Source organism: Iodidimonas sp. SYSU 1G8 (assembly GCF_039655775.1).
Lineage (GTDB): Bacteria > Pseudomonadota > Alphaproteobacteria > SMXS01 > SMXS01 > RI-34.
This window is the reverse complement of the sequence record NZ_JBBYXJ010000002.1, coordinates 662,305-675,627: the sequence shown is the minus strand read 5'-3', so window position 1 is coordinate 675,627 and position 13,323 is coordinate 662,305. Positions and strand designations below refer to the sequence as shown.

General features: G+C 61.9%; 8 protein-coding genes. 5 read left to right on the top strand and 3 right to left on the bottom strand.

From position 1 onward, the window contains the following. Nucleotides 1-132: 132 nt before the first annotated feature. The 3 genes from WJU17_RS14240 to WJU17_RS14230 form a co-directional block, all read right to left on the bottom strand. Nucleotides 133-2,697 carry a TonB-dependent receptor gene (locus WJU17_RS14240; RefSeq protein ID WP_346328063.1) on the bottom strand — a complete coding sequence of 855 codons (2,565 nt, stop codon included), beginning with the start codon at nucleotides 2,695-2,697 and terminating at the stop codon, nucleotides 133-135. Nucleotides 2,698-2,896: 199 nt separating this feature from the next. Continuing rightward, complete coding sequence (locus WJU17_RS14235) at nucleotides 2,897-5,554, bottom strand: TonB-dependent receptor (RefSeq protein WP_346328062.1); 2,658 nt, start codon at nucleotides 5,552-5,554, stop codon at nucleotides 2,897-2,899. Nucleotides 5,555-5,793: 239 nt separating this feature from the next. After that, on the bottom strand, nucleotides 5,794-8,523 hold the full coding sequence (locus tag WJU17_RS14230; RefSeq protein WP_346328061.1) for a TonB-dependent receptor: 2,730 nt from the start codon (nucleotides 8,521-8,523) through the stop codon (nucleotides 5,794-5,796). Between the two features lie 438 nt (nucleotides 8,524-8,961). Here WJU17_RS14230 and WJU17_RS14225 point away from each other — a divergent pair, with 438 nt between their 5' ends. The 5 genes from WJU17_RS14225 to WJU17_RS14205 are packed head-to-tail and all read left to right on the top strand — an operon-like array spanning nucleotide 8,962 to nucleotide 13,323. Further along, nucleotides 8,962-9,369, top strand: coding sequence for an antibiotic biosynthesis monooxygenase (locus WJU17_RS14225; RefSeq protein ID WP_346328060.1), 408 nt, complete (start codon nucleotides 8,962-8,964; stop codon nucleotides 9,367-9,369). 13 nt (nucleotides 9,370-9,382) lie between these two features. Continuing rightward, entirely contained in the window at nucleotides 9,383-9,781 is a 399-nt protein-coding gene (locus tag WJU17_RS14220) for an antibiotic biosynthesis monooxygenase (protein ID WP_346328059.1), read from the top strand. Next, nucleotides 9,778-11,043 carry a cytochrome P450 gene (locus WJU17_RS14215; RefSeq protein WP_346328058.1) on the top strand — a complete coding sequence of 422 codons (1,266 nt, stop codon included), beginning with the start codon at nucleotides 9,778-9,780 and terminating at the stop codon, nucleotides 11,041-11,043. Before WJU17_RS14220 ends, WJU17_RS14215 begins: the two co-directional genes overlap by 4 nt. Before the next feature lie 2 nt (nucleotides 11,044-11,045). Next, the gene (locus WJU17_RS14210) at nucleotides 11,046-12,290 is read left to right on the top strand and encodes a cytochrome P450 (protein WP_346328057.1); all 1,245 of its coding nucleotides are present in this window, start codon (nucleotides 11,046-11,048) and stop codon (nucleotides 12,288-12,290) included. A gap of 1 nt (nucleotide 12,291) precedes the next feature. Beyond that, nucleotides 12,292-13,323: an NADP-dependent oxidoreductase gene (locus WJU17_RS14205; protein WP_346328056.1), complete on the top strand. Its 1,032-nt coding sequence runs from the start codon at nucleotides 12,292-12,294 to the stop codon at nucleotides 13,321-13,323.

The following is a 13,323-nucleotide window of genomic DNA, read 5'->3' as shown; positions in this document are numbered from 1 at the left end:
CAGTCATTACAGAAAGCAGTCACATCTGCTTTTTACATTCATTGTTGCTTTTATGTCGCACGCGCCGTCGTCCGAGCCGGAATGAAAAGCGGGCGCCGAAGCGCCCGCCTGCCGTCGCGGATTGTCCCCCGCCTAGAAGTTGATATTCAACTCCGCTCCCCAGCGGCGTGTCTGGCCGTAATTGGTGAAGTTCCAGAGCCCCGCCACCGAGTTGCCGCCGGTCCGGTAGGTTTCATTGAGCAGGTTCTTGACGAACAGCGACAGCCGCCACCGTTCCTCCGGCTCGACATAGGTGACGCTGGCGTTGACCAGGGTGCGCTCCTGGGCCTGCGTGTAGTCCGAGTTGAAGACCGTGAACTCGTATTCCGGGCTCCAGTGAACGCTGGCGTTCCAGTTCAGCGCGCCGTTGTTGCCCAGCGGCATGTCGTAATTGACCGTCGCGCCAAGCTGCCATTTCGGGGCGAAGTTCGGCTTGATGCCGAGACATTTGGCGTCGTCGTTCAGGCCGTCGACATTCATGCACTCCGGCATGGTCGTGCTGATCGGATCGCTGCCGTTCACGTCGGTGAGGAACTCGGTGTATTCCGCGTTCAGATACGCGGCGGTGGCGCTGAAGCGCAGATTGTCGGTCGCGAGCCAGTTCATTTCCGCCTCGACGCCCCAGTTGCGCTGGCCGGCGATGTTGCGGAACTGGGTTTCCTGGTCGGGAAGACCGAATTCATTGATGATCTGGACAACCTGCGACCGGACCACGTTCTTGATCTTGGTATAGAACAAGGCAAGGTTCAGGCGCAGCGTGTTGTCGAACATGTCGCCCTTGTAGCCGACCTCGAACGAGTTGGCGGTCTCTTCCTCGAACGGCTGGCAGGTGCCGAGCGAGGTACAGGTTTCGACGAAGCTGCCCGATTTGAAGCCCTGATTGAAGCTGGCGTAGAAGAAGTTGCTGTCATCGGCGGTGTAGCCGAGGACGCCCTTGAAGGTGAAATTGTCCCACGATTTCTGGTCGCCATAGACGAAGTTGAAGCGGCCGGGATTGTCGGGCGTGGCGCCTTGGGTCAGGATCTCCTCGAGGGCCGTGCCGCCATTGTCGCGGCGGAACAGGTCGGCTTCGTCCGGCGTCAGGGCCGCGCCGTTATAGGTGAGGAACTTCTTCTTCTCGTAGGAATAGCGCACGCCGGCGGTCAGCTTAAGCCGCTCGGTGATGTCGTAGTAGAACTCCGCATAGATGCCGAGCGCGTCGGCGTCCTGATGCAGCGGCGTGAAGTTCGCGCGGTCGATGGACGCGAAACTGGGATCGAGCGCCACGCAGTCAGGATCGCCCGCCGGATTCTCGATATCGCAGGCCGGATTCAGGAACGGCACCGAGGTGAAACCCACATAGCTGATCGAGCGCCAGTCGAGATTGTTGATGTAGTAGGCGGCGCCGGCGATGAAATTGAAAGGACTGTCGAAGCTGGACGTCAGCCGCAACTCGGCCTGCATCTGCTCGCGTTCGAGATGCCGCGTCGCGTCGAACAGCGACGGGAACGCCTCGCCCGCATAGGTGCTGGGCAGCCGTTCCTTTTGCTTCCGGTAACCGAGGAACAGCTCGGCCGTCAGCGTGTCCATGTCCAGTTTCTGCTGGAGGTAGCCGCCCATCACGTCCATGCGGTGACCGCGCTCCATGCGCAGGCCGTCATCGCGAAAGCTGACGCCGGTGCTGAGGATGCACTTCTGGGTCAGCTCGGCACAGGTCTGCTGGATGCCGGGAAAGCCGATGGCGTTGAACAGAAAGCCACGGGGAATGCCGAACTTGTCGAGCTGACCGTTGGACGGCGTCTCGTTGATGCCCGGTACCGTATCGGACCGGTCCCGCAGGATTTCGAACGACGCCAGGATTTCGTAATTGTCGCTCGGCGTGAACAGCAGCTTGCCGCGGCCGAAGAAGACGTTCTTGCCATCCACACGGCGGCCGTCGCCATTGACCGGACGCCCGAACGGCGTCGGACCGCCATTGACGCCGTAGACCTGGCTGACCTTGTCGTTGGTGTACTGACCGCTGTCGGTCTGGTACATGGCGACGACGCGGGCCGCGAGCTTGTCCTGAACCAGCGGGATATTGACGGCGCCGCGACCTTCCAGCATGCCCAGATTGCCGCCCCGGAGCTGCAGCTTGCCGCCAAACTCATTGAGCTTGGGCCGGGTGGTGCGCACCACGACAACGCCGCCCGTGGTGTTCTTGCCGAACAGGGTGCCTTGCGGTCCGCGCAGGATTTCGATGGATTCCACGTCGAATGGATCGAGCAGCTGGCCCTGCGTGTGCACCAGGGCGAAATCATCGACGACGACGCCCACCGCGGAATCGATGGAGGTGATGATGTCGTTGGTGCCCGTGCCCCGGATGCCGATCGCCGCCGCGTTGAAGCCGGTCACCTGCTGGATGGTCACGTTGGGCGAGAGATCGGCGATCCCCCGGATGTCCTGCACGAACCGGGTTTCGATTTCAGCCGGCGAGATGGACGTCACCGCGATGGACGTGGTCTGCACGTCGGTCGATTGGCGCGTGGCCGAGGTATAGACCGTCTCCAGCTGCGCCCGTCCCGCCTCGGGCGGCGGCGGTGGTGGCGGCGCGGCGTCCTGGGCGCTGACGGCCCCCGTGAACACGCCGGCCAGCAAGGCCGCCGTCGATAGACGGATCAATCCCTTGGTCGCAATCATCGCGTGAATCCTCCCCATATGATCGGATCGCGACCCCATTCGCGGATCCGTTTCATAAAACCTTACGGGCGGTTTTTAGATTGTCACGATAAATTCACGCCTGACGGTCTTTTTTCAGGGTTTTGTGTCGATCCCGCCACAGCAAAAAAAAGCGGGCGCCGAAGCGCCCGCTATAACCGGTGAGGGTTTAAGTCGTGCGTTAGAAGTGGAAGCCCACTTCGACGCCGTAGGTCCGCGGACGACCGTAGATGGTCATGTTCCACAGGCCGGCCACCGAGTTGGAACCGATACGGTGCTCTTCGTTTAGGATGTTCTTCACGAAGGCCGTCACACGGTAACGCTCGTTGGCGTCGCGCCAGGTCGCTGCGGCATCCCACAGGAAGCGGGATTCCATCTGGGTGTTCAGCGAGTTGAACACGGCCATTTCGGCTTCAGACTGGTAGTTGGCGCTGGTGTTCAGGCTCAGGACACCGGCATCGCCCAGGATGACGTCATAGGTGATCGAGCCACCGATCTTCCACTTCGGCGAGAACGGCACCTTGTAGTCGACCAGATTTTCGTTGGCGTCGAGCGTGTCGCCGTCGCCGTTACGGTCAAGAAGGAACTCTTTGTACTTGTGGTTCAGATAGGCGGCCGACAGGTCGACGCGCAGATTGTCGGTCGGCATCCAGTTGATTTCGGCTTCGAGACCGATTACGCGGGACTTGCCGGCGTTGACGTTGATGGTTTCCTGGGTGGTGTTGCCGGCGAAGTCGGTGAACGGCACCACCTGGGAACGGATCAGGTCGGAATAGACGGTGTAGAACGCCGCGATGTTGGTCTGCAGGGTGTTGTCGAACCAGCGCGCCTTCAGGCCGAGTTCGGCGTTCCAGTTGTTTTCCGGCTGGAACGGCACGCAGGTGCGGACGCTCGAGCAGGTTTCGGTGTAACCGCCGGAGATGAAGCCGGTGGCATAGCTGGCATAGATCAGGGCTTCGTCGGTGACCTTGTAGTCCAGGACGCCGCGATAGGTGATCTTGTCCCAGCTGTCATTGGTGTTGACGACCAGATCGAACTGCTCATCCGGCAGCGGGATCTGGCGCGGATCGATATCCGAAGCCGTCAGACCGCCACGCGAGATGGCGTTGGAGCGGGTGTCGAAGCAGACGGCCGGGGTGTTGACGTTGTTGTCGACATCGACGAAACGCTGATCCTTGGCCTTGGTGTACTGGTTGCACTCGCCGCCCGGGTTGGCCCGGCGGAAGAACGACTTCTTGTCCAGGGTCCAGCGGACGCCGGCGGTGAAGCGCAGGCGATCGGTGATGTCCCAGTTGCCGTCGAAGTAGAAGGCATAGGTCGTGCGGTCCTGGCTGGCGCCGCCCGTGGCCGGATCGTTGATGTAGTCCAGATCCAGGTTCACAAAGCCGCGATCGTCCAGATAGGGATTACCGACGGTGGGACGGCCAAGCTGGGCATCCGTGCGCGGCAGCAGCGAGGACAGGCCGACGGTCGAGAACGACCGCATGTCGACGTTGTCTTCCTGATAGGTGCCGCCGGCGATGAAGTTGATCGGGCCGTCGAAATTGGTGGCGGCGCGCAACTCGATCTGGATCTGCTCGCGCTCCAGGTTACGCGTGGCGTCGAACAGGCTGACGAAGGCTTCGCCCGGATACGAGCTCGGCAGGATTTCCTTCTGCTTCCGGTAGGCCGTGATCAGCTTGAAGCTGACGTCTTCCAGATTCAGCGACTGGTGCAGATGGTAGCCGTCGACGTTGACCCGGTGGCCCGAGGTGATGCACAGGCCGCGCGGATTATTGCCGGCGCACTGGTTGGACACGCCGGTCACCCACGGGCTGTCACCGGTGGTGTCAATGCCCGGGAAGCCGAGCAGCGGCAGCAGCATGTTCTGCACGCCCGCGTCGGGATCGATCGCGCCGAGCGCGGGGGAATCGTTGACGCTGGCGGTCGAGTCAGACCGGTCGCGCAGCACTTCCCAGATGAAATAGGCTTCGTAGACGTCGTTCGGCGTGAACAGGGCCTTGAACTTGCCCGCGAACACATCGGTGCCGTTCACGCGCTCGCCGGTGCCGGTGGCGTTGGTGCCCAGTTCCGGGGGAAGCGGCGGATTGACGGTCGGCAGACCGTATGCGCCGTACAGCGGGATCAGGTTCGGGAAGCTGCCGGCCGACTTGCTGTTGGTGATATAGCCGTCATCATAGTCGTAGATGGCGGTCATACGCAGGGCCAGCTTGTCTTCGACAACCGGAATGTTGATCGCGAACTTGCCCTTGGCGATCTTGCCGTTGTTGCTGTCGAACATGCCCAGCTGGAATTCGACGTCGCCGGTGAACTCGTTCATTTCCGGACGCTTGGTCACGATCGAGATCGCGCCGCCGGTGGCGTTCTTGCCGAACAGGGTGCCCTGCGGACCGCGATAGACCTCGACCCGCTCGACGTCGAACAGTTCGACGAACTGCGCCTGCACGTTGTTGAGGCCGAATTCGTCGACCAGGATGGCGACCGAGCTGTCCTGCGTCACCAGAATGCCGTTCTGGCCGGTGCCGCGGATACCACCCGCGACGGCGCGGAAGCCGGCCATCTGGCCCAGCGTCACGCCCGCGGCCATGTCGGACACGGCGAGCACGTCGCTGCGGAAGGTGTTGGCAAGCTGCTGTTCGGAAATCGCCGAGATGGCGATCGGCACGTCCTGCGACGCTTCTTCGCGCTTGGTGCCCGAGACGGTGACCGTCTCAAGTCCCGCGCGCTGCGTCGGCGCGGCGGCGGCCGGGGCCGCGTCCTGCGCGTAAGCCGGCGCCCAGGCTCCGGCAATAGTAAGGGCGACCGACGCGCATAGCGCGCGTCGCAATGACACACTCATCGTTGAACTCCCCTTCGGGTCCGTATTGGCTCGCGCCCGTTGATCGGGACGCTATTCAGACGGAGGGGAGAATAAGCAGTTAAAATCAGTCACGTCACGCTCAATCGTTCACGCATGACTGTTATGACACCGATATCCAAACAGTGTGGCTTGTCGGCAACACCAAGCTTGCATGTCTTTTATCGTCACCCCTGTCGGAAGAGGGGCGAGCAGGCTGCCCGCCCCTCCGCGACGGATGACTAGAAGTAGAAGCCGGCTTCGATGCCCCACTCGATCGGGGCGCCATACTGGGTGAAGTTCCACAGACCGGCCACCGAGTTGGCGTTGGTGCGGTAGACTTCGTTCAGCAGGTTCTTGCCATAGACGGTCACGCGGTAACGTTCGTCCAGATCGCGATAGGTCAGGCTGGCGTTGAGCAGGAAGCGTTCCTGCAGCTGGGTGTTCTCGCTGTTGAACACCTGCCATTCGGCCTTCGACTGATAGTGGAAGTTGGCGTTCCAGGTCAGCGTGCCGGTGTTGCCCAGATCCATGTCATAGGTGATGCCCATGCCAATGTTCCACTTGGGCGAGAACGGCACGGTCAGCAGGGTACCATCGTCCAGATTGCCGTTGATGTTCGCGCCCGGGACGCCGTTCGCCGAGCAGGGCGACGCGGTGCACAGGCCGCGCGAGATCAGGACCGCGTCCGACGGAATGTAGTCGGTCTGGAAATCCAGGTACTTGGACTTCAGGTAACCCATGGTGAAATCGACGCGCACATTGTCGACCGGCACCCAGACGGTTTCCAGTTCGAGACCGTAGGATTCCGACTCACCGGCGTTCACGGTGATGGTTTCCTGGGCCAGGTTGCCGACCGAATTGATGTACGGCACGACCTGGTTGCGCTGCAGGTTGTTATAGCGGGTGTAGAAGGCCGCGAGATTGAACCGCAACGTGCGGTCGAACAGATCCGCCTTCAGGCCGGCTTCGATGTTCCAGTTCTTTTCCGGATTGAACGGCACGCAGGTGGCGACGCCCGAGCAGGTCTCGGTGAAGCCGCCGGCCAGGAAGCCGGTCGAATAGCCGGCATAGGTCATGATCTCGTCGGTGACCTTGTAGTCGACGACGGCGCGCCACGTGAGGCGCTTCCAGCTGTCCTGAGTATTGACGTTCAGGCCGAACGCCGACAGGGGCAGCGGGTTCTCGCGCGGATTGACGTCGTTGGCGGTCAGACCGGCGCGGCTGATGGCGTTCGAGCGGCTGTCGAAACACGGGCCTTCATAGACGCCAGGCGTGTTCGGGTCGTCGTTCGGATAGCGCTGATACTCGAGCTGCGTCGCGCTCGTGCACGGGCCATTGCCGTCATGGAAGCGCACGAACTTCTTCTTGTCGTAGGTGTAGCGCACGCCGCCATTGAACGTCAGGCGGTCCGTGATGTCGTAATTGAAGTCGAAATACACCGCATAGGTGTCACGGTACTGTTCGGAACCGGTCACCGTCGGATCGTTGATGTAATCCAGGTTCAGGTTCAGATTGCCCATCGCGTCATAATACTGGACCGGGCTGGGCGTGGTGCCGAGCGTCGGACCGGTGCGATGGAAGTTGTACAGCGACTGGAAGCCCTGCGACGAGAAGGCGCGGAACTGCATGTTGTCCATGAAGTACTGGCCGCCCGCGACGAAATTGAACGGGCCGTCGAAATTGGTGACCATGCGCAGTTCCTGCTGGAACATCTTGCGCTCGAGATTGCGCGAGCTGTCGAACAGGTTGTTGAACGCTTCACCCGGATAGGTGCTGGGCAGCGTCTCTTCCATCATCCGGTAGCCGGTGATCGACTTCACGGTGAAGCTGTCGAATTCCATCGACTGGTTCAGGTAGAAGCCCTCGACATTCACCGAATGCCCCTTCGCCACGTTCTGGGCGCGGGTGTTCTGGTTGGAAATGCCGGTGCTGAACGGATTGTCACCGACGCCGGCATCGGCGATGCCGATGAAGCCCAGGCGGGGCAGCAGGAACTGGGTGCCGAAGCGGTCGACGGCGACGGTCTCGTTCACGCCGGGCGGGCTGTCGGAGCGGTCGCGCACCAGCTCGAAGGTAAACAGCGCCTCGTAATTGTCGGTCGGCGTGAACAGCGCCTTCGCCTTCATGGCGAGGACATCACGACCGCCGAGGTGCTCGCCCGAGCCACGGGTCGAGGTGTCGAGGCCGGCCGGCATGGGCGGGTTGACCGTCGGCAAGCCCAGCGCGGCATAGAACGGCACCAGATTCGGGAAGGTCGAGGTGTCCTTGTCGTTCCGGTAGTAGCCGTCCGAATAGTCGTAGACGCCGGTGATGCGGATCGCCAGCTTGTCGTCAACCACCGGCACGTTGATGGCGAGCTTGCCCTTGCCGATGTTGCCGCCTTCACGGCCGTAGCCGCCGAAGGTCAGCTCGGCCTGGCCGAAATACTCGTTCATCTCCGGCTTCTTGGTGGTGATCGCCATGGCGCCGCCGGTCGTGCTCTTGCCGAACAGCGTGCCCTGCGGACCGCGATAGACTTCCACCTGCTCGATGTCGAACAGTTCCACGAACTGGGACTGCACGCTGGAGAGCGCGAACTCGTCGATGACGAGCCCGATGGCCGCGTCCTGCGTGACCAGAATGCCGTTGGTACCGGCGCCGCGGATGGCCGGTGCCAGCGCGTTGAAGCCGGTGACGTTGCTGAGGATCACGTTCGGCGCCATCTGGGCCACGGCGCGCACGTCCGAGATGAACGTGTTCTCGAGCTGGGCCGAGGTCACCGTCGAGATCGCGATCGGCGTTTCCTGCTGGTTGGACTCACGCTTCGTGCCCGAGACCGTGACCGATTCCAGCACGCCCACTGACGACTGGCTCGGCGCGGCGGCGGCCGGCGCATCCTGCGCGATGACCGGCGTCCATGCGAACGCCAGACCGGACAGGGCGACAGTCGCCCCCCCGATCATCAGCGTGCGCAGCTTGTCCTTTTTCATTGGCTACTCCCCTTCAGTTGCTTGCCCGTTCATGAGCATGGCCCGACTTGCACGACGGACCTTTGAAGCGGCGCACCCTAGGGGCAGGGGAATCTAGGGTCACTACACATTCACGCATGCATGTATTGCAAAAAGTACTGATTAATCATGAGGATAGGGTCAATTTACACAAATATGACTGTTTTTTTAAGACAACGGTGCCAGACGGGTTTTCCTTTGAAAACCGGTGCTTGCAGCTGCAACGACCTCAGGGTCAGACACCGGTATCAGTGCGTTTTTGCGCCCTATCCCGGCCTCATCATTCCAGCCGCGACCTGACCTCGGCGTTAATCCTTGACTCGCCCGTCCGCCCGGTCTCAAACTGCCGCAAAACAATCACGCATGAAGGTTGTACGGCACGACGCAACCTTGCGATGCTCTTGAAACGGGGAAGACGACATGGCGACAATCCTCGCCCACATCCAGATCAAACCGGGCAGGGAAGCCCGGTTCGAGGAATTGCAGAGCTCGCTGTGGCGCACGACCCACGCGACAGAGCCGGGGACGACACGTTACGAGTTCTTCCGTGGCGAAAAGGAAGGTTCGTATTACGGATTTTTGTCGTTCAAGGATTTCCAGGCCTTTCTGGTGCACCAGTCCAGCGATGCCCACGAGGATTTTGGCGCCGAGTTTGGCGATCTGGTCCAGAACATCGAGATCGAGTGGGTCGACGCCGTGAAGGGCGCGAACGCCCTCGCCCAGAACGAGCCGCAGGACGCCCCGCCCGGCGCCAGCGAACTGGTCCAGAAATACGCCAAGAGCTATGCGATCCGCATGGCCGACTGGTGGTCGGCGCTGCGGAATTAGGGGAGAGACGCTCATGGCAACCTTCATCGCCCATCTGAAGATCTTCGACGGCAAGGAAGCCGAGTTCGAAACGGTCGCCCGGCAGATCTGGGAACAGACGCACAGGCTGGAAAAGGACGTGCTGCGCTACGAGTACTTCCGCTCGCAAAAGCCCGGCCACTACTACTGCCTGCTGTCGTTCAAGGACTACCGGTCATTCATGGTTCATCAGACCAGCGACCATCATGAGGCGCCGGACTTCGGTTCCTTGCTGGAGAGCAACAAGCTGGAATGGATCGATCCAGTCCAGGGCGCCAACGAGTTGCCGCCGACCGAGCACCAGGATTTGCCCGACGACGCCAGTGAACTCGCCAAGCGCTATTCCAAGGACCACGGCGTGGTCATGCAGAAATGGTGGAGCAAGCTGCGTTGAGCACCCAGGCGGAAACCCCAGCCATCGCGCCGGCGGACATCGACCTCATGGACCCCAAAGTCCAGGAGAACCCATACGATGCCTATCGACAGCTGCGGGACATCGGCGTCTATCACCTGCCGACCAATGGCATGTATGTGATCACGCGCTACGACCACATCGCCGAAATCGTGCGCAACCCCGAGGAGTTCTCCGAGGATCTGGCCGCGCATGCGCCGCCGCCCACGACCGACGAGGAAATGAACGCCATCTACCGCGAGAAGGGTTTCGAGCGGCAACCGACCTTCATGCTCGATCCGCCCAACCACACCACCTATCGCGAGTTGATCGACCCGTTCTTCTTCCCGGCCAAGCTGCGCGAGTTCGAGCCCTTCATCCAGCAGACCATCGACGCTCTCATCGATAATTTCGTGGACCGGGGCGAATGCGAATTCGTCACGGATTTCGGCTTTCCCCTGCCCGCCGCCGTCATCACCAACATGCTGGGCCTTCCCATGGAAGATCTGCCCAAGCTCAAGCACTATGCCGAAGCCTGGGTAAAGCCGTTCGCCATGGGTCTAGGCCGCAAGGAAAAGCTGGAAGCGACCGAGATCATCTGCGAGTTCCAGCACTATCTCGTCGACCAGGCGGAAAAGAAGCGCGCCAATCCGGACCACGGTCTGCTGAGCATGCTGGTGCACGCCACATACAAAGGTCTCGATGGTACCGAGCGGAAACTGACGACCCGGGAAGTGCTCTCGTTCTCCGAGACCGCCGCGGTCGGCGGGCACGAAACGACGGCGAACGCCCTGTCGTCTGGCATGATGCTCTATGTCCAGAACCCGGACGTGCAACGCGGCCTGGCGGAGAACCCGGCGGCCATCAAGAATTACGTCGAGGAGGTGCTGCGTCTGGAATCGCCGACACAGGGCATGTTCCGCGCGACGACCCGCGACGTGGAGTTCCACGGCTTCACCATTCCCAAGGGCAAGATCGTCAATCTGCGTTTCGCCGCGGCCAACCGCGACGAACGGATGTTCCCCAACGCGGACAAGATCGACATCAACCGCCCCAATGCCGGACGCCACATGGCGTTCAGCCAGGGCATCCATCACTGTCTCGGCGCGCCGCTGGCCCGGATCGAGTTGAACCGCGCGTTCCGCAGCCTGTTCGGCCGCCTGAAGAACATCCGCTTCAAGCCCGGCCATGAGCACCCGGAGCATATCCCCGGGTTCACGCTGCGCGCGCTGAAAGACCTGCATATCTCGTTCGAGAAGGCCTGACCATGAACAAGGAAGCGCTGGATATCCGTTTGCTCGACCCGCAGAGCGTCGAGTGTCCGTACCACGACTACAAGCGCCTGCGCGAGGAAGCGCCGGTCTACAAGATGCCCGAGACCGGCTGGTACGTGGTGACCACCTACGATCTGTGCCGCAAGGTCGCCAAGGATTGGGAGACCTTCTCCGACCAGCTCACCGACTGGTCGCAGGAGACGCTGTGGAGCAATCCGGCGATCCCGGAAATCTTCGAGACGGAAGGCTGGCCGCGTGACGCCATCCTGTCCAAGGACCCGCCGCTGCACGACATGTATCGCAGCCTGGTCGACGTCTCCTTCACCAAGAGCCGCATCGACGCCTGCGAGCCCTTCATCACCAAGCTGGTCAATGAGCTGATCGACAAGTTCATCGACAAGGGCGAATGCGATTTCATCATGGATTTCGCCTATCCCTTGCCCATGCACGTTATCGCCGACCGGCTCGGCCTGCCGCCCGAAGACCTGCCCCGGCTGAAATTCTGGTCCGAGGAATGGGTGCTGCCGCACGCGCACACCATGGACGCCGAGCGTCAGGTGGAGTGCGCCCGCAACATCGTCGAGCTGCAGCACTATCTGGCCGGGAAGTTCGAGGAAAAGCGCGTCAACCGGGATGACCGGATCATCAGCGATCTGGTCCATGGCAAGTTCAACGGCGAGCGCGACCTGACCGTGCGTGAGATGATGTCCATGACCGAGCAACTGCTGGTCGGCGGCAACGAGACCACGACCAACGCCATGTCGTCGGGCATGATGCTGCTGATCCAGAACCCGGACCAGTACAGGCTGGTGCAGGAAGATCCCAAGCTGATCAAGAATTTCGTCGAGGAAGTGCTGCGCGTCGAAAGCCCGACCCAGGGCATCTTCCGCGTCGCCGTCAAGGACACGGAACTGGGCGGCGTCCAGATCCCGCGCGGGTCCATGATCAACATGCGCTTTGGTTCGGCGAACCGCGACGCCAAGGTGTTCGCCGACCCCGACCGGCTTGATGTCTGCCGCAAGAACGCCGGCGCGCATCTGGCGTTCAGCACCGCCGAGCATCACTGCGTCGGTGCGCCGCTGACTCGTCAGGAAATGAACATCGCCTTCCGCATCCTGTTCGAGCGGCTGGAGAACTTCCAGTTCGCCGAGGGCAAGAACGACTTCCAGCATCAGGGCAACTTCATGGTCCGCGCGCTGAAGCATCTGCACATCACTTTCGACAAGAAGCAGGCCTGACGTGTCCGATCGCCCGAACGCCGCCCGCAACCGCCAGCTTTTCATGACCCGCTTCCCGGAAGGAGAAGCCGGGCCGCAGGATTTCGAGGTCCGCGAGGCGCCGGTGCCCGAGCCGAAGGACGGCGAGGTGCTGGTCGAGGCCCAGTATCTGTCCGTCGATGCGGCGCTGCGCCTGATCATGCGCGACAGCAAGGACTTCCTGTTCCGCGTCCAGCCGGGCGACCTCGTGCGCGGCACGGTCGCCGGCCGGATCGTCGAGTCCCGCAATCCGGCCTTCAAGGAAGGCGACTACGTTACCGGCGGCCTGGGCGTGCAGAACTATTCCGTGTCGGACGGCGCGGGCCTGTCTCTGGTGGATACCGCCATCGCGCCCCTGCCCTCATGGCTGGGCGGCATGGGCGTGTCGGGCCTCACCGCCTATTTCGCCGTGACCGAGGAATGCCGGCTCGGCCCGGGCAAGACGCTGGTCGTCAATGGCGCGGCCGGCGCCGTCGGCTCGGTCGCCGGCCAGATCGGCCGGATTCTCGGCGCGCGCGTCATCGGCATCACCGGCAGCGACGACAAGGCGCGCTGGCTGACCGAGGAACTCGGCTTCGACGTAGCCATCAACTACAAGAAGGGTGACCTGTACGACCAGCTGGTCGCGGCCGCGCCGGACCGGATCGACGCCATTTTCGACAATGTGGGCGGGCCGATCCTCAATGAAAGCCTGCGGTGGATCGGCATGCGCGGTACCGTGCTGATGTGCGGCTCGACCTCGCAATACACCCAGGAAAAGATCGAAGGCCCCAGCAACTACATCTGGCTGGGCACCATGCGCGCGCGCATGCAGGGCTTCGTGGTCTATGATTATCTCGACAAGTTCGCCGAGGCGCAGAAACAGATCGCGCAATGGATGAACGAAGGCAAGCTGGTGCTGCGCGACAACATCGTCGACGGCGATGTCGGGGATTTCCCCGACGTGTTCCAGCGCCTCTACCGGGGCGAGAACCGCGGCAAGATGGTGATCCGCCTGCCGGCCGCCACGGCCTGA